Annotated in this window: 8 protein-coding genes; 2 read left to right on the forward strand and 6 right to left on the reverse strand. The window is 56.8% G+C overall.

What is annotated here, in order from left to right:
• Positions 1–56: 56 nt before the first annotated feature.
• The 6 genes from C0398_01795 to C0398_01820 all read right to left on the reverse strand — a co-directional run bounded on the left by C0398_01795 (position 57) and on the right by C0398_01820 (position 12,571).
• Positions 57–3,059, reverse strand: a complete 3,003-nt coding sequence (locus C0398_01795; protein ID MBA4364724.1) for a restriction endonuclease subunit R — start codon at positions 3,057–3,059, stop codon at positions 57–59.
• A complete protein-coding gene (locus C0398_01800; GenBank protein ID MBA4364725.1) occupies positions 3,056–4,090 on the reverse strand; it encodes a cell filamentation protein Fic in 1,035 nt (344 codons plus the stop codon). The genes C0398_01795 and C0398_01800 overlap by 4 nt, the downstream gene beginning before the upstream one ends.
• A complete protein-coding gene (locus C0398_01805; GenBank protein ID MBA4364726.1) occupies positions 4,090–6,045 on the reverse strand; it encodes a site-specific DNA-methyltransferase in 1,956 nt (651 codons plus the stop codon). The genes C0398_01800 and C0398_01805 overlap by 1 nt, the downstream gene beginning before the upstream one ends.
• 13 nt (positions 6,046–6,058) lie before the next feature.
• Positions 6,059–6,817, reverse strand: a complete 759-nt coding sequence (locus C0398_01810; protein MBA4364727.1) for a DUF4391 domain-containing protein — start codon at positions 6,815–6,817, stop codon at positions 6,059–6,061.
• The gene (locus C0398_01815) at positions 6,814–10,011 is read right to left on the reverse strand and encodes a helicase (GenBank protein MBA4364728.1); all 3,198 of its coding nucleotides are present in this window, start codon (positions 10,009–10,011) and stop codon (positions 6,814–6,816) included. The genes C0398_01810 and C0398_01815 overlap by 4 nt, the downstream gene beginning before the upstream one ends.
• A 157-nt stretch (positions 10,012–10,168) precedes the next feature.
• The gene (locus tag C0398_01820; protein ID MBA4364729.1) at positions 10,169–12,571 is read right to left on the reverse strand and encodes a hypothetical protein; all 2,403 of its coding nucleotides are present in this window, start codon (positions 12,569–12,571) and stop codon (positions 10,169–10,171) included.
• A gap of 431 nt (positions 12,572–13,002) precedes the next feature.
• Here C0398_01820 and C0398_01825 point away from each other — a divergent pair, with 431 nt between their 5' ends.
• Positions 13,003–14,295, forward strand: coding sequence for a DNA recombination protein RmuC (locus tag C0398_01825; GenBank protein ID MBA4364730.1), 1,293 nt, complete (start codon positions 13,003–13,005; stop codon positions 14,293–14,295).
• Between the two features lie 171 nt (positions 14,296–14,466).
• Entirely contained in the window at positions 14,467–19,443 is a 4,977-nt protein-coding gene (locus C0398_01830; GenBank protein MBA4364731.1) for a hypothetical protein, read from the forward strand.
• Positions 19,444–19,544: the final 101 nt, after the last annotated feature.

Below are 19,544 nucleotides of genomic sequence, written 5' to 3' on the forward strand. Positions count from 1 at the left end.
AGTCTCCTCCCAGCTTCCGTGTGATGTTGCTCCCTGACAATCTGCTACGCGTCAGGCTACCGGACCACCGGCGTATCGTCGCTGCTCGCCAACGCATCCTCGAGAGTGACAGCGGTCACGAACCGCGCTGGGTTCTCGCCTATTGCGAGATCCTTGAAGTGGGCTTTGCCGCACGTGATCTTGGCCCGTTCCCGATCTCGAAGTTCGTCGAAGAGCAGACTGCTCTTGGTCTCAACGACCAGATAGAGTCGCTCGCTGTCATCGGTGTTGGCAACGACAGCCCAGTCGGGGTTGTAGCTGCCCAGTGGCGTGGGCACAGTGAACCAGCCGGGCAGTTTGGCATAGACCTTGACGGAGCTGTTCTTCTCCAGCTGGTCCACGAACTCGGCCTCCGTGTCCGAACCGTATACAACTCGTTCATAGACCGATTTGTTGCTCGTAGCGAGCGAATTCCTGAGGTACCCTCTCAATTCCTCTGTCTCGAACAACTCTTGCGCGTAGTAGTCCTGATCACCGATACGCTGGTACTTGATGCCATCAACGAGCAGGAGCCGTTTCGCCCGGTTGATGACCTCAGCCGCAATCTCGGCAAATTGCTGAGGATTTCGTTTGAAATCGTTCAGACGTCTGCTGTCAATGAGAATTCGCACAAGGCTCCGACGCGTGAGCTCCGTCTGATTCTGCAGATACGTGAGGAGATCAGGCAACTCGATATTGCGTTCATCCAGCGTCGTGACTGCAGCACCGTCCTTCTCTGTCGCCTCGACGCCGGCCTCGCCGATCGCGATGTCAGCCTTGTGCCACAGGAGTCGCGCCCGCGCGATTGGAGGAGCTTCCTGCAACCCACGGGTGCAGCTCTCGATGAGCTGCTCATTGTCGAAATGCACTCGATATGTGGTCTTGTACTTAATGCGATCCCACAGCGCCTTGAATTCTGCACTGTGCAGTGTCGTTTCGTGGACACGGATTGGCGTTCCTTCGTCGGCATTCTTTATTTCGAGCCGGCCGGAAACCTTGCGGAGAATCTCCGTGATCTGCCCCATCTGGGCCGCAAACTGCGGTGGAACAGCGAACGTCTTGTCCTTCAGTGCTTGTTTCAGTGCATCCTCGACCTTGCCATTGGCGCCGATGTAGCCTTGTCCCTGCAGATATGCGAACAACTCCTTGGACTGGTCCAAACCCAACGGATGCGACGTCCCGTCGGACTCTTGCACACCTACTTGTGCAAATTGGTGGGACTCGAGGATCCCAAAGCGAATTCCAGTGTCAGTCTCGATTTCCCGCTGCAGGTTCGCTGCAAACTGCTCGTAGCTCTCCATCGCGACGACGGTCAGCGTGTTCACATCAAACCCGCGTTGTCGATCACCGTTCTGATTGACACATAGACGCAGTCCCCTGCCGATGGTCTGACGACGTTCCCGTTCAGTCTGGATGTCGCGCAGAGCACAGATCTGGAAGATGTTCGGGTTGTCCCACCCCTCTCGCAGAGCCGAGTGAGAAAAGATGAACTTGAGAGGCGTACCCAGGCTCAGCAGGCGCTCCTTGTCCCTCATAATAAGGCTATAGGTGTCGTCATCAGCTTTCGTGTCACCCCCGGTATCGGCGAGCTCCTCGACTGTCTTGCCACCAACTTTGTGCCTATCGATGGAGAAATACCCGCCGTGGACTTCCTCGGCTTCGTGAGCCAGATCGGCCTCGCCAAACAGCGTTGCATACTCGGGGTCACTGGCGAAGCGCCGGTACTCCTCCTCGAAGATGCGAGCGTAGTCGCCCTTCACCGGGTTGCCATCCTGGTCATACTGCCGGTACTTGCTTACCGTATCGACGAAGAACAGGCTGAGCACCTTGATCCCCTGCGGCCTCAGTCGTTTCTCCTTGTCCAAGTGTTCCTTGATCGTCCGCCGGATCATCTCCCGCTGGACAGCCAACGCGTCGACGTCGCCGTAGGACTCGTCAACCTGCAGCGTGATGTCATCTCCGGGCACGTGTAATTCAAGCGATTCCTTTCCCCGTCCGACGCGGATCTCGCCCACGCGGCAGTCCCTATAGACCGCGCGTCCCGTCGTCATCTCGAGATCATCTCCATCTTGAACGACGGCATGACTTCGCTGCACGCCCGCCCCTGCCTTCACATCCAACTCGACGATGGCACTGATCATGCCCCGCTTGTTGCTGGCAGTAAGCAGACGGACATAGGGTCTATTGTGAGCGCCTACGACCGTTGCAGATGCAACCTCAATCTGCTTGACCAGCTTGCGCTCGTAGGCATCGACAGCATCGAGACGATAGACCATGTTGTATTTATTAACGTGCGTGGCCGAGTAGCGCAGAGTGCACAATGCCTGCATATCGTCCAGAGCTTTCTTGCCTTGCCCTTCCAAGCCTCCGTCGACACTCTGTGGTTCATCGACAATGACAATGGCATTCGTCGCCCGGACGAGGTCAATTGGTTTCTCGCCGCCCGTCTTCTCGCTGTCCTTGTAAAGGTTGTTGACGTCTTTCTTGTTGATTGCGCCCACCGTCATCACCATGAACTGGATGTTGGGGCTCGTAGCGAAATTGCGGACCTGCCCCAATTTGGACGAATCGTAGATGAAGTACTCGAACGGGACACCGGCGTATAGCTGCCGGAAGTGCTGCTCGGTCATCTGGAGCGTTTTGTAGACGCCCTCCTTGATGGCAATAGAGGGGACCACGATGACGAATTTGCTGAAGCCGAATCGCTGGTGAAGCTCGAAGGCAGTGCGCAGATAGACATACGTCTTGCCCGTCCCGGTCTCCATCTCGACCGTGAAGTTATATGAGCCAAGTTGCTCCGATGGGGCCAGTCCGTTGCGGAGTTGAACATCCTTCAGGTTCTTGAGTATCTCATCATCGAGGAGCGTCATCCTGTTGCCGATGCCTAGATCACTCTCGAGGCCTGGCAGGTACTCTCCGTTCAAAGCACTCTTGGTGACAGTGAATTCGGTCCGACAGATCTCTTCACCACGGAAAAGGTCGCAGACGGCATCAATGGCCTGAAGCTGATAATCCAGGTTCGGCTCGAAACGGAACTTCATGCCTTGTCCTCGCCCTTGAGGTACTTCGCCAACGTCAGATCGAAATCCGAGGTGAAGGCCAGATCCTGCTTCACCCGAAACTGTGTGAACTCTTTATGGGCCTTGGCCACCGCCATGTCGTGAGAGATTTTCCCTGCATGACGAAGGATTTGCTGGTCCGTGAAGTTCAAGAACTTCTCCACGTGCTTCAGCCAGTCCTTCATCGTCATCACCTGCTGATTCAGGGCACGCAGTTCTGCGAAGTCGATGAACATGCTGACCAGCCGATTGAGCTTGGACACCTCGTTCTCACTCAGGTAGTTCTTGGCGACAGCGACATCGCTACTCAGAATCTTGCCTTGCGGTCCGTTCTTCCAGGTCGTCAGCCCCATGAACGGCTTATCTGCGTCGACCCGCGTGTAGATGATCTCCGCGGCAGTCTGGCCGCTCGTTGCAAAGTGCAACTGGTTCTGCACAATCTGGAAGAACAGCTGTGTTTCCTCGCTGTTCCTCTGGTAGTCGCTGCTGCATTGCTCGAACACATCCGCGATCTTCTGGTAGGCTCGCCGCTCACTGGCGCGAATCTCGCGGATCCGCTCCAGCAACTCGTCAAAGTAGTCCTTGCCGAAGTTACGTCCGTTTTTCAGCATGTCATCGTTGAGAACGAAGCCCTTGACCATGAATTCCCGCAACGTTTGCGTAGCCCAGATGCGGAAATGCGTCGCCTTGACGGAATTGACACGATAGCCAGCGGCGATGACCGCATCCAGGTTGTAGAACTCAACCTCGCGGGTAATTTGGCGATCTCCTTCAGCTTGAACTATTTCCATTTTGGAAACAGTTGCCTCACGCACCAATTCCCCACTGGCATAGATATTCTTCAGGTGCTTGTTGATTGCCGGTATCCGCACGCCAAAAAGGTCGGCGATGGAACGCTGTGTGAGCCAGAAATTGTCGGCCTCAAAGAACACATCCACGGTCACCTTGCCATCGGCGGTCGTGTAGAGGATGACACGGCTGCTTTGCCCAGAAGGCACGATCTTGTCGCTCATCACAGACTCTCGACGTGCTCAAGCCCTGCCTGCTGCAGGATGGCAGCGAGGTTGGTCTTGGCCACATCGTCCACGAAGCCGCTGTCACGGAACACACACGTTGTGTCGCCAGCAGGCGCAAGCTCCTTGTGCCATGCAACGATACCCTGGGCAAGGGGCTCTGCCTCATCACGCGATATGCCAGGAGCTAGACACACGATCAGCGTCCCTGCACCCACGGAGTGTACTGTCTTGCCGGCAATGACCCGGGTCTCCATCGGAACGCACAGGTCCAGGCCGCGCTTGAGAAGCAGCTCATACAGGATGTCATTCTCAGTACGATCAGTCTTGAGGTGTTCCACCGAATCCAGTAATGAATCGGTCACGTTGTCGGGATTGGGATCCCACTCACGAATGTTGGTGGAAGCCAGCTTGAAGACACGGAAACCGAGATCTCCCGCGAACAACGGGTTCTCTTCTTTGATCTTCTTCGCAGCTCGGCGGAGGCGTTCTTTGCACAGATCGGCGATGGTGTGCATTGTCCCAGGATCTTCGTCTTCGACTGGCTCCGGAAGTTGAATCAATACAGCCCTCCGGTTCCCGTTGTCAGTTGCGTTAAGGGCATAGACAGCGTGCCCGGTCGTACCGGAACCGGCGAATAGGTCTAGAACTACATCCCGCTGGTCGGCTCGCGTGAATATGTCCACCAGATACTGAAGGAGGAACACGGGCTTCGGATAGGAGAACTCCAGCCCCCATGCAGCGAGCATGCTGCTATTCTGCTTAGTTGTGCCCACATTGCGGATCACTGAGAGCACGTGTCCTTGGGCTTCGGAACGCTTCTTGTAGCCGTAGATTGCGCCGGTCGCAGTCACAGCGAACCAAGTCTCTTTGCCACTACTATCGCGGATTGGGACGCACCCGTTGTTGATGAACAGCTCTAGGAGATTCCGCGAACTCCATCCACTCGTCACACGAGCCTGCTGCGACAGCGTCCCCCCAGACACGACGATGCGGTCCAAGATGTGGGGCCATTGATCTGCGCGGACATTGATCACGCCCTCCTGAAATGCTGCAGGAAATCCGGCTGGGAGCACGACTGTCGACGGTGGATTGGCGGGGCCATTCTTCGTAATCGAGTTCTCGATCTCATCGTTGTAGAGCTTGCTTGTTTCCTCAATGTTCGGATCGATCACATTCGGAGAAGCAAGTGCCTCCAAGCGCCGAACATAGCCGATGATGTACTCGTGCACGCCCTTAATCTTACTCTGCTGGTCTACGTTTCCTTCGTTGTTCCAGACAAACTGGCAGAGGAAGTTCTCCTCGCCAAAGACATCGCTCAACATGAAGCGAAGAGCGGGAGCCTCAATGTCGTTGAGCGACACAAGTAACACGCCATCGTCCCTGAGAAGCGTTCTGGCCAGCTTCAGCCGGGGGTACATCATGTTGAGCCAGTCAGTATGGAAGCGTCCACTGGACTCAGTGTTACTGCTCAGCCTCCTGCCACTTTCCAATTGCCCGGTGAGTTCCATGTAGTTCTGAATGCTGTCTCGGTAGTCATCCGGGTACACGAAGTCGTTGCCCGTGTTGTAGGGCGGATCCATGTAGATGAGCTTCACCTTGCCAGCGTAGCTCTTCTGCAGGAGCTTGAGGACTTCAAGATTGTCGCCCTCGATCATCAGGTTCTGCGTGGTATCCCAGTCAACTGATTCCTGGGGGCATGGACGCAGGGTACCTGTCGAGGGGGTGAGTGCCAGCCGGCGAGCAGCACGCTTGCCATGCCAGTTGAGTCCGTACTTCTCTTCCTCGTCCACCACGGTCTGGCCCACCAGCTGCTTCAGCACGTCCTCGTTGACAGCAGCACCATCAGCGCCTTCTGTCACCAGCTCTGGGAACAGTGTCTTGAGTTGCCTGATGTTCTCTGCAATCACGTCGGCAGATACAGCTCGTGCATCGTTAGCTCCAATCCTGTCCATTTCTCCTCCGTTCCTACAGTTGGTCGCGCGCAGCAGCATATTCTTCCTGCAAGCGCTTCAATTCGATATTCAACGCTGCCAGGCGAGGCAGTTGCTTCTCCTTCCTCGCAGCTGATCGCAGCTTCGTCATCCTGTCCTGCAGGCGAATACATGTCTGCAAAGCCTCACGACGCCGTACAGCGCGCTCGGGCGATGTCAATATGACGTACCGTCCGGTCACCTGCGCCGCCTCCAGTGCCAGTATAGCGTCCATCCATCCCTGATACAGCGCGTACAACGTACTCTGCGGCTGACGAGCCAGCAGCAACCCACGCATGAACGTGACGGCGAGTTCCTGACTCTCCACGTCATCGAGACGCACCTGAACAACGTCACCGTCAAGTACGGTAGCCCCGGTCTCGCTTTGCGACCACCGTTTGTGGGCAAGAGACATGGACACGAGCGGAGGCTGCTCGGTTATCAGAACGACGGGATACGGAACCGCTCGGTGCACTAGCTCCTCGACTCGGTCTGGTTTTGCCTTAGCTCGCAGTTTCAGAGCGAGCACTGCTATCTCGAGATACTCGCGCGCGGCGTCACGATATGGAGCAACACCGATGGTCGTAGGTTTCAGCGCGGCCAGCCACTCGAGCTCCTCAACGCCATTCTCGATGAGACGCCGGTCACCCGGAGTCGGAGCACCCGACTCCGTGAGTATCTTCTTGGGGACCCGCTGGTTTACGTCTGCCCCGGTCGGTAAGCCAAGAGCAGCAATCAGGTCAGATCGTGTCAAGACGTCGCCCTCGGCAGTATCACGAGAAACGCGACAACCTCGAAGTCGTTGATTCCTGCGTACTCTCCCTTAAGTGCATGGGTACCACCAGGAGAGAACAGGCTGGCGACGGCCCGTTCCTGTCCTTTGCCGACCACCGACGCTACAGCAGTCGCCAGCAGGCCTTGAGGCACATGCATATCCTCGCCGCCGTGTGTCGCCTTCTCGAAACGATTGCAGGCGCGCGCATCCGGCAGGTCACGTCCGAGACACGTCCGTTTGAGTCGGTCCAGGATCTGCCGCGCTTGTGTGCATTGCAGGAGCACCGCGCCCTGATCACTCACATGCACCAGGTAGTATGGCGCTAGAGGGTATCCGGCATCGACGGCGCTTCCAGCTGCCTCTCCCTCGGCACGCAGGCAGAAGACGATGCCAGGCTCAACCTCACCATCGGCCTCGGTCACAGCATACGCTCCAACCGGCAGCTCCGGGACCGCGCCGCCATGGTCCTTGGTGTAGTCGGACAGGTCAATGCGGAAATCGGTGAGCGTAAGGTCCGTGATAGAGACCCCCGTGGACAAGTCCTCGAGGTCGATGACAGCATCCTGTAGCTTGAGAAGCTGCTTGCGGCGATACTCCAGATCGTTCATCTGGTTGCCCGATTGCTGCTCGATGAGGTTCTCCTCCCCCGTCGCAGAGACGTCCAGTAGGACCATGCGGCCACTTACGCGCTGCTCAAGCTTGATGTACTCATCCAGCTCCATGTTCGGCCAGAAATTGACCAGCTGGATGCGGTCGTTGGGGGAACCGATACGGTCGATGCGTCCGAACCGCTGGATGATACGTACCGGATTCCAGTGAATGTCGTAGTTCACCACCCAATCACAGTCCTGCAGGTTCTGACCTTCTGAGAGGCAGTCGGTGGTAATCAGCAGGTCCAGGTTCCCCTCGCTTGCAAGGTCCTCGGGTCGTTCCTTGGCGAGAGGGGCAAATGCCGAAAGGATCGACGAGAACTCCCTGCGCAGGTGGGGCAGGGTCGCTTGGTTGCGTCCTGCTCCTGTCACGACGGCGGACTCGATCCCGAGCTCGCGCTTTGCCCACGGAGCGAGCTGCGCGTAGAGATACTCGGCCGTGTCGGCAAACGCCGTGAAGACGATGACCTTTCGGTTGCCGCTGTTGATCGGTTCCTGACACTTGAGGGCAATGCTATCCCGCAGAGCTGCCAGCTTCGCATCACGATCCGGTCTCACCTGTCGAGCGGCTGCATACAGCGTCTTCAGCCGGTTCCGGTCCTCCACCAGGTCCTGCTTCCAGCGCACCAGGTCCACATCTTGCAGCAGAACCTTAACCTTTCGCCCCACGAGCAGGCTTTCAAACGCCGCGTCATCGATATCGACATCGGCAATGTCGAGCTCCTCGACCTCCCTCGTCTGAGACTCTATTCGTGCAAGTGTTGCCTCGACATCGTCGATCTGTCGCTTCACGGTCAGAGCAAACGACGAAATGGAACTCTCCATGCGCTTGAGCACGTTGACTCGCAGTAACTGGATCAAGCTCTCTTCGCGGTCGACTTGCCGGAAGAACCCCTTGCCCCCTTGGAGCTCAGTCCCGTACTTCTTGTCATATGCTTCCTGTCTGGAGGGCAGCACATACCGTAACGGAGCGTAGGAAGCCAGGTGCAGGCGACGGATCTCAAGGTTGATGCTGCGAATCGAGGGGAACTCTCCAGCTATGTCGACATCGGGCTTGATGTTGATGGGTTTGAGGCGCTCAGGAAACCGCCCTGTTTCCGCTGTCCCGTAGTACTTCTCGATGTGCTTGCGCGATCGAGCAATGGTGAGGAGGTCGAGCAACGTGAAGTAGTCAAATCCCAACATGTCCACCAGCGCCGTTGGCGTCCTCTCCTTCTCGCTGAGTTCCAGCCACCGGTTGAACTGCTTCTGGGCAAGACGGGTTGTGCTGTCGATGCTGCCAATCCCCTGATCCACAAGCGCGGTGTCGTCACCCTCCGTGGCAAAGGCGATCTGGTTGCGCAGGTCGGCCAAGCGGTTGTTGACCGGCGTCGCTGACAGCATCAGCACGCGCGTTCGCACTCCTTCCTGGACCACCTTTCGCATGAGGCGATCATAGCGCGTCTCGCCACCCTGCTCTGGTGTGCGCTTGTTGCGAAAGTTGTGCGATTCATCGATGACAACGAGGTCGTAGTTGCCCCAGTTCACATGGGCAAGATCGATATCGCCCGACAGACCGCCATCGCGCGAGAGGTCCGTATGATTGAGCACGTCATAGTTGAACCGATCTGCAGCCAGGACATTCCGGCGATCGTTCGCCTTGTAGAGTGTCCAGTTGTCCCGCAGCCTCTTCGGGCACAGGACCAGCACGCGGTCATTGCGCAGCTCGTGATATTTGATGACGGCTAGGGCCTCGAATGTCTTGCCCAGTCCGACACTGTCGGCGAGGATGCAGCCGCCAAATCGGTTGAGCTTATCGATGGCTCCCACGGCACCGTCGCGCTGAAACTTGTAGAGCTTCTTCCAAACGACAGTATTGCGGATGCCAGTTGCACTCTTGACCACCGCTTCTTCATCCAGCTCGTCTCCACGCATGTGAAACAGCTCCAGAAGGATCTGGTAGTAGATGCGAGAGGCAGGTACTCGATCGCTCAGGGCCCGGAGCTGAGACAGCAAATCCTCTTTCGCCTGGGACGAGTCGGGCATGGCATTCCACAGCGACTCGTACCATGCTGCGAACATCGCCACTTCCTCGTGGCTCTCAGCGCACTGAATCAGACTCGTATGATTGCCCGGCGTCAGGCCGAGGCCGTCAGTCGTCAGCGGACAACTGCCAGTGATAATACGGTCGCCAGCGCCGTCAGCATGACGAACAACGTATGCAGATTGAGGCAGTGGCGATGGCGATGCACGTACCTCGGACTTGTCCTGCAGCCACTGTGCACATTCACGAGCAAGCCACGCTGTCTGTAGACGGTTGCGAGCAGCCCGGTCCGCCGGTGAGCCGAGTAGTCCAAGGTCCACGCTATCTACGAGTGGCAAGATAAGTCTGGAGTGCTTCTGATGCGCGAGCAAATCCTGCAATTCGCGTACTGCAAAGAGGGAGAATGCAGGAGAAGCGATGTCCAGCAACGCGTCCGGGCCGTCAGCCTCACGCAATGCGTCAATGACTCGATCGGTTCCAGCGTTACTAATTAGCCTCATGAATGCCCTCCTGTTGCGTTAAATCCGAATGTTTGCACGGGTGTGCAAACCCAACATGGCACGAGCACTGGTTCTCCAGATATCTGCACCACCACCGGCAACATATACGTCGGTATTTGTGCTCAACCAACAGCCCATGTCATCTCCCCACATCATTTCACCCAAAGCGCGAAACAATGCCAGCAGGACACTGTTTGTTGGCACAGTATATCTGCTGTCCTGATGGATCATAGACGAGTTTGTGTCCGCATGCTGGACACAAGAACGCCTTCTCAAGAGCATCGACTGCATCGCAGAACAACGACACTTCGGACACGCTGAGTCCCAACGCATCGGGATTATCATGCGACAGAAAGTTGCCTATGAATTTCACTGCTTCGAGTGAGTCGAGGGCCGACAGCATACGGATGCGGAACTCAGCACTGGACATCTGCTTGACCCTACACCTCACGCTATCCAGCAACTCCTGAGATTCGTACCGGCTCGATGCGCGATAGGGCACAGAAGTCCCTGTTCCCGTGGCGATCTTCTTGAGCACAGATTCCAGCTGGCTTCGTGCGTGGTTCGCCGCTCCTTCAGTATCCGCTCGCCTAAGACACTCGGCAACGTAACCCTCTCGAGATTGGTACGGTAGAAATGTTGGCCCTTGCTCCCGTGTCCACTCTGGAATATAGCGCGCAATGATCTTGCCAGACCGTCCCCGTACCCGACCCGCTTCCTTCAACTCCTCAAACCAGTTTCTATCATGCGTGGTCACTACAACCTGCCAGTCACCAAACTCATCACAGAGTAAGTCGCAAATTCGTGAGCGATGCTGCACATCAATAGTCGTAACTACGTCATCCAAGATTAGCACGGGAAATTGTTCCTGGAACTCCTTCGCAAAAGCCAGAAAGATCACCAACCCCAGTGAGTCGAGGTGTCCTTCACTCGAATAGGCTCTGGGGTCTTCGTCCGTGGCACCCAGTGAATCCATCACAAGTGTCGCGCTGGCTCTGTGCCCCGTATCGACAACAAGGCGAATGTTGGCAAAGTCTTCGTTGGGGTGCAACTCCTTGTAGTAGGATTCGATGCATTCCTGCAAGCTGTTATAGACATTTTGAACCACCGACTGCTTGGCGCTCTTGAGACTCTCGAAAAAGATCTTGGCTATCTCCGCCTTTGCCTTTGCAGAGACAAGTTCTTGGTTGAGACGCTGCAATTCGGTTTCCGCGGGAAGGACAAATCCGACAAGGGAGGTCAGCTCCAGCACTACTCGGTCTGCGCTGGACAGCTCTTGAGTTGAAAGCATCTCGCTGGCCTGTGCAGCAACGTCTCCTCCCCAGCTGTTGCATTCCTTGACCCATGCAATCAGTCGGTCGGTATCCACAGGTCTCCGCAGCTTCGTGGCGTCGTCAAGCTCTGTGAGCAATGCCGAAGCGAGATGACGGGCGCTGTTTCCTTGAGACAACAATTTGTCGTCAGTCCATGTACTGGCCGTCATATAATTGAGCACGCTCTCTAGTCTCCCAGCAACAACCGCGACTAGATCTCTAAGAGTTGAGATGCTTGTCTTGAGTCTCTTGGCTTCTTCGCTCAGTTCCGCAGCGTCAGCCAGCCGAGCCTCAAGTCGAAGTAATGTTGCTGAACGTTCTATGGGCTGTTCGCACACGGGACACGTCGATGCATAGATAGGACTTTCGGTTATAACGGAGTGAGCCGCTCCGAGCAGCTCCACGACTCTGAGTCGTTCTTGCGTCGCAGCTAAGGAGAGCTCTGCATATGCATGACTAATCATCTGGAGCAACGACGAGTCGACAGCAGTACCTGCTAATGAGTTGGCAGCATCCCTGACTGAGATTAGTTGGCCTGCTGTCTTCTCGTGCAGGTGCGCAGCCTTGGCTTTCAACATAAGTTTCTCGGACAGAGAAGCCAGTTCTGTCAGGTCGTGGAGTGGCTCCACTCCGATCGAAGTCAGCTTGGCATTAAGGATTGCAGCAATAGCGCTTTCGTCAGATGCTTCTGCTCCCACGCGTATCTGGAACTGAGCTAGTGCATCTTGTCGCTGAACTTCGAGCCGCTGAACAGACTCCGCCATTTTTGCGCTTACCCGTTGCATGTTCTTCTCGGTCTCATCAAGGTCCTGAACTCCCATGATACCTTCGAGGTCTGAGAAACGTTCACTAGGTTTGTCATATATGAAATGGAGTAACTGCGCTCTTCGCAAAATAAACGTTCCTCGTGAAGCGCTGCGGAAGCAGTCCTCAAGCTCAGCTGGCACAACATTAGCATATCCCGATTGGTTTCTTACGACCACCGCTGTCGGATCCCTAAACCGTACTGAGACACTCATTTGACTTGGGTCGATATCGACATGATGCAAATGCTTAGTCATAGAAAGCGACTGAGCTTGCTCCAAACTCCGGACATGTCCCGTGAAGAAAAATTCGAGAGCATCGACCAGGGAACTCTTTCCAACTCCATTCTCTCCCCAGACATATAGCCATTTGCCCGCGACGTCCAAACTACACTGACGAATTCCACGTATTCCACGAATGTCAATTGTGTCAATGGCTGTCATCTGTACAGTCCTCTATATAGCGAATGAGCTTGCTGTCCTCGATCTCAACACCATTCGCCAGCAGTTCTTTGATGGCTGCCACGGTATCCTGTGCCTGAACCCCAGCTTCCGATAGTCTCTGCACGAAAAGATCTATAATTGACGCTCTCACATCCATGAAGGTCCTCCTTCAGCTGCATCCATCATTCCTATAAGCCATTCACCAACGGTAACCGTCGTGTGGCTAATGTCAGTATGGTTCCTCCGCAGATAGTCAAACCAGTTGTTGTCTGTGACACCCAAGAATGCAGAAAGCATTTCCACCCTCCAACACGGCCGACACCACTACTGTAGCCGACTGAAGGGATTGTCAACGTGCTTCGTCCGCGGCAGAGCGACGTCTCTCTCTGCAATACGCGTCGCAGCTGGTCAGTCGTCGGCTCTGTCAGTTAATGTGTTATATCTGTGTCAATTTCTTTCCAGCAAAACCCTCTGCTGGCTATCCTTGCGAATTCTCCCATAATGAGTTTACACATATGTGCTGTTCATGTCACAAGGGAGGCAGTTATATGGATGCATGGTCATCGCTTATCATTGGCATCGCGATAGGAGTTGCTGTTGGAATCGCTATTGGCTTGCTGCTGCGCCACGCGCAAGCAACAAACAATCAGAAGATAATCGATCAAGCAAGAGAAGCGTTCAGCAGTCAGGCTGCCGTGTCATTCAAGAGCCTTTCGATGGACGCTCTTGGTCTTGTTACAAATCAACTGACAACAATGGCCAGCAGCAAGCTGGCAGAACAACAGGGCCAAGCAACTCAATACCTGGACAATAAGAAAGCTCTTATAGACCAGACCTTGGCAACGATGAACACAGAGCTGTCCAAAGTTCAGAGCACAATGCAGGAACTCAAGGAAAAGGGAGAAAACCAGTTTGGTGGGCTTACGCAACAACTCACTAATGCGTCTTCGCAAACCAGTAGACTTACCGATATAACTACTGCTCTCAAGGAAGCCCTTGCCAGCGGCAAGACGCGTGGGCAGTGGGGTGAGCGCATGGCTGACGACATTCTCCGCGCCGCTGGGTTTAGGGAAGACGTCAATTATCGGAAACAAAAAGAGGAGCTTTCCGGCAATCGCCCGGATTTCACATTCTTCCTTCCCAAAAACCTGCGATTGAACATGGATGTCAAATTCCCGCTGGACAACTATATGTGTGTCATCAGTGCTGCCACAGAGGAAGAGCGATCCTCGTTCACGAAAAAATTTCTATCAGACGTGCAGCAACGTGTTAAAGAGATCAACTCACGAGGATATATCGATCCAGGAAATGGAACTGTCGATTGCGTCCTCCTCTTTATTCCGGTTGAGTCGGTGTTCGCCTTTGCGCAGGAACAGGACCCACAACTTCTCGACAAAGCCTTGAACCAACATGTCATCTTGTGCTCACCATCAACATTGTTCGCTGTGCTTGCCATTATCCATCAAGCAACCGACACGTTCTCCATTCAACAGAACGTTGGCCAAATCCTGGCGAAGTTCACCGAGTTCGATAAACAGTGGGGGCAATTCACCGATAAGTATGAAAAACTCGAAAAGCACATCCAGAACGTCGAGGAAGATTTCAAAGAACTTTCTGGAGTGCGAACGCACAAGCTTGACGGAATCCTTGAAAACATCCATGCTCTCGAAGAACAGCAAAAAGAAGTGGAAAACGGTGCTCCAGAACAACTAACCGATGTTTGACTCTCGCACAGCGGCGGCGCAGTCATACGTGCACCTCCCTTGCGAGTAGTAGACAGTTTTCCATGATACGTGTGCGCCAGGAAAGTCAGGGGTAGAGCTCCTGGTTGCACATTTGGCACCAACAGTACTTACTTTCTAGCGTGACATCTGTTTTCTGGTGACAGACGGGCTATGCTGTCGCAGGAGGGTCGGATGAAACGACTGTGCGCGTTCGATATAGAGAGGGACCGAAAGAGTGAGCACCTCATCAGTGCCGGGTGGGCTATCTACACCACTGACGCCGAACACCCCGAGACAGGCCACTGCACCGCCAAGGAGGCGGGCGACCTGATGGAGCAGCTGGCTCTCGCAGACGTCCTCGTCGGGCACAACATCGTCGATTCGGACATCCCGTTCCTGCTGGAACACTTCCCCGCGACGATGCAGGAGGCGCTTGCCGGCAAAACCATCATCGACACCCTGCCCGTCAGCCCCGTCGCATTTCCACACAGCCCATACCATCACCTCTACAAGGACTACAAGCCCTTCCCTCTGGCGCCGAACGACCCGGTTCAGGACTCGCTCGAATCGGTTCAGCTGCTATGGGCTGAGGAGAGGGCTCTTAGCGACTACCCACCCGAGGTTCGCTCCGTCCTGCTCACGTTGCTGGGACGCTGCTCGCAGGCATCGGCAGTGGCGGCACAGGTCCGAGGTTCGACGGAGACGCTCACACAAGAGCAGCTCCTGACAACCATCACGGGGACCTGGGGACCACACTTGTGCACGCATGCACTGCCCGCCGTCCTCCAGCAGGCATGGGGTGACGAGACGGCTGCGTGGGCGCTGGCGGTGGTCCTCGCCTGGATCCACCAGGACGACGGCGTGTCCGTCATCGGGCAGTGGCCGCGCGAGCAGACGCCCTACGTCCCACAGTTCCTCCACAACCTGCGCGATGCCAGTTGTGACGATCCCTCCTGTGCCTGGTGCCGTGCATCCAGCCCACGCGAGAAGCTGCTTCAGCTGTTTGGCTTCGACGACTTCAGGCCTAACCAGGAGCCCATCGTCCGCGCGGCTCTGACAGGAGACAACGTGCTGACGGTCCTGCCCACGGGCGGCGGCAAGTCCCTCTGCTTCCAGCTGCCAGCCCTGATGCAGGCCGAACGGAGCAAGAAGTTGACCATCATCCTGACGCCGCTCATCTCGCTCATGCAGGACCAGGTGAACAACCTGCGCCAGCGCTTTGAGATCCCCAACGTCGCACTCCTCGGCGGAGGACTATCCCCACTGGAGCGCAAGGACGTGTTCGACCAGGTGCGCCTGGGCAACGTCGACCTCCTGTTCATCAGCCCGGAACAGCTGCGCAACCGCAGCACGGTCACGTTGCTGTCATCACGCGAGATCGGCCGGTGGGTCATCGACGAGGCACATTGCATCTCACAATGGGGACACAACTTCCGCGTCGACTACACCTACATCCCGACGGCCATCCACAACATCACGGGCACCGCCGTGCCCATCAGCTGCTTCACTGCGACGGCAAAACGGGAGGTCGTGGAGGAGATCGAGCAGCAGTTCGCGCGGTGCACTATGCAGCCCTTCAAGCGCTTTGCGCCGGATGAACAGCGCACCAACCTCAGCTACCACATCGTAGAGCTGCCCGAGGACCGCAAGAAACCGGAGCTGCTACGCATCCTGCAGGACAACGACGGACCCGCCATCGTGTACGCCCGCACCCGCGCAAAGACCGTCGAGGTCGCGGCGTTCCTGCTTGACAACGGCGTCTCGGCCGACTACTACCACGCCGGACTCGATCCACAGACGCGCGCGGCCAAGCAGCAGGCCTTTCAGGACAGCGAGGTCCGTGTCATGGTGGCAACCACGGCCTTCGGCATGGGCATCGACAAGAAGGACGTGCGCTGTGTCGTGCTCATCGATGCGCCTGACTCCCTGGAGGCGTATGTCCAGGAGATCGGGCGTGCCGGCCGGGATGGGCTGCCATCGGAGACCCTCGCCATCTACAGCGAGCAGGACATCGGAGCCCAGTACAACATGCTGCTGAGACAGCAGATCGGTCGCCGGGACCTGCAAGGGATCTTCAGCATCCTGCGCAACCGCGCGAGAGAAGCGGACACGACCCACCTCGAACTGACAGCGGGAGAGATCGTGGACGACGAGGAAGGTGACCTCTCGTTCGGCATGGATGACCATGACTATGACACACGCACGAGCGTGGCCATCCACTTTCTTGAGCTGCAAGACGCCGTTCAGCGCGGCCTCAACCGCAGCCAGGCAGTGAGTCTGTACCTGCTGATGGACAAGGAAAGCGGGCTCGCCCTGCTGGAGAAGTCGGCCTGCATGACGGCACAGACGAGGGCTATTGCGGTGTACCTGTTCGACCAGTTCGAGGTCACGTCGGCTGATGATACCACGTCGGGCACCGTGAACACCGACCGTCTGCTCGCGGCCCTCGGCGTCGACCGCCAGCTCGTCTGGCGCACCATGGAGACCATGCACCAGCTGAAGATCCTTGAGTACACCATGACCCTGCGTCTGAGTCTGCGCCCGAAGAAGACAAAGGACATCCTGCCGGAGCTCGAACTGTTGACAACACAGATGAAGGCACTGTCTGCTGCACTGACGGAGGACATGCTTCATCCGGCAGAAGGAAAGGATCCCAGTTCGGCGCTGATGGTGGACGCCGACACCATGGTGCTCCGGATCGAACAGGCGACATCGACGAAGATCGTGGAGCAGTCGCGGCTGTACGAGTTGCTGTCGGCTCTGTCCTGTGTCCGTGCCCTGAAGTTCAGCAAGAGGAGCCATGGCCGCTTCGCCGTCACGCTCTCGCCCCCTGATGCTGACGGAGCGTGCGCGCCAGTGACCGCGGACCAGCTGAGCACACTGTGCATAGGCACCGACCGGATGATGCAACACTTCCTCGCAATGGCTCAGGAAACATCGGGCAAGGTGCTCACGGTCGATGCAGCTTCTCTGATAGCTGCTCTCAATCTGGGCGACCAGGGGACGGCAGTCCTGGATGCAGGTGTTCGGCTTCTGTCGCTGTTCCACTTCGTCACGCTGCTCGATGTTCCGGGGCTGTTCTCGCCAGTTATGAGCCTGGAGGTTCGCGTCGCCCAAAGTCCCCAGAGCATCCACGGACGGGACCTCAAGGCGATGCAGGACGAGCAGTGCTTCAAGGTGCGAGCGGTGGAGCAATACTGCCTCGCCATGCTGGCGAAACGGCTGGGCATCGCGAACCTGTTTGGCAACCAGGGACAGGAATTCCTTGCCGACTACTTCCGCCTGACGGAGAAGGAGTTCGTCAAGACTCATCTGCTGGACGTCGAGAACATTATCTACAAGCCAATGACATGGCAGAAATCCGTCGAGGTGATCACGGCGCTGGACGCGCTTTCGTCGGAACAGGCATCGGTCCTCCGAGCAAAAGGGGATGCGGTCATGGTGCTGGCGGGACCGGGATCCGGCAAGACACGGCTCCTCGTGACCAAGGTGGTCGCTCTGATCACTGAGGAAAACGTCAACCCCGTGACAATCCTTGTCCTGGTCTATAACCACGCGGCCCGGCAGGATATCCGCAGGCGCCTTCACGACCTGCTGGGGGAGACTGCCCTATCCATTGCTGTCCAGACGTTTCACTCCTTTGCCCTGGGAGAAGTCTGCCATGTCGACGTGCTGCAGTTGCTACGCGGCGAACACAAGGACCAGGGGTTCAAGGATGCCATCACGACTGCGGCGGATATCCTGGAACGCCACGCAGAGACTGAGCAACTGACCCTGCCCTACCGCTACGTGCTGATCGACGAATACCAGGACATCACGGCGGATCAGTACCGGATGGTCAGCGCGCTGGTGGGGAGACTGCGCGAATCGGGCGACCGTCAGTACATCTTTGCCATCGGCGACGACGACCAGAATATCTATGCCTACAACGGGGCCGACGTCCGGCACATCCGGGCGTTCGAGAAGGATTACGACGCCGTCCAGTATGGCCTGAGCGTCAACTTCAGGTCACTCCCCGGCGTCGTGACGTTTGCCAACCGCCTCATCGAGGGCAACCACGACCGCATGAAGAAGGACATGACGCTCCGTGCACATGACCCGCAGCCAGCGTCTCAGCCTCACTCGGTGTTCTGGACGGAGTACCGGTCACGGGCAGAAGAATCCGCGGATATCCTGGGACTCCTGCAGCAATCGGCCGACAGGAGCGTCGCAATCCTTGGGCGTACCAACGACGATGTCGCCCACATCCGATGGACGCTGCGCCACACAGGCATCGCGTTCAGCGACCTCAACCAGCGCCATTGCAGCTACCTGCCACTGTCCATGTGGCTGGTCAAGAACGACCTGACAGCAAACCCCAACGCTCTGTACAATCCCAGCGCATTGACAGCCCTCTGCGACAACCTGCAGAAAACCCAGAACCTGCGAGACTGGCAGATGCAGGAAGCGCGTGACTGGATCCGCGATCTTGCGTCTGACGGTACTGACGAGCTGACCGGCCAGGACTTGCTGCACGACTTGGTACGATGGACCTTCGAGCCGTCGACCTCGTCGACACGCACGTTCGGCGAAGGTCCACAGCTCTTCGTGGACACCATGCACAAGTCCAAGGGTACCGAGTTCGACGACGTCATCCTTGTCGGAACGGACCGTCTGGAGGTTACCGAAGAAGAACGACGCGTCTGGTACGTGGCCTGCACGCGCGCACGTGCTCGGCTCACGATGTTCGTTGCGCCCTCCGAGCTCCCGCTGCTGGGACAGCTACTTGCGCCACCGCTCGCCTATCGGTCGGACATCAAGCCGGCCGTAGCCCCCGCCTCGCTGCCCCACGAGGTCTGGAGCTACGAACTGACGCCGGGCGACACCTACCTCGGCTCCATCACACGCAAGCCCGACAACCGGGACGTACCCGTCGTACTACGTGGACTAGATGCCGGCAGTCTCCACGTCATCCGGAACGGCAGCAAGTTCGGCCTATGCTCCGACAACGTGCAGCTCACCGCGTCATCCAATGACGGCGCAATTGCAGCAAGATCGTGGCCTCACGACCCAACGACGATGGAAGTGGAATCACCCGTCATCCTGGTCCGCGAGACCGCCGACGAACAGAACTTCGTCACATTGGCGACACTGACAGCGGCGAAGTAGCAGAGCGAGAGGACGGATTGGAGGTCACTCTCCGCATGTACCACACAGCTCGAATTACCAGTTGACCCCAAAGACAGACCCCAAAGACAGACCCCAAAGAC

Origin of the sequence: Coprothermobacter sp. (assembly GCA_013824685.1) — a bacterium.
Lineage (GTDB): Bacteria > Caldisericota > Caldisericia > Cryosericales > Cryosericaceae > Cryosericum.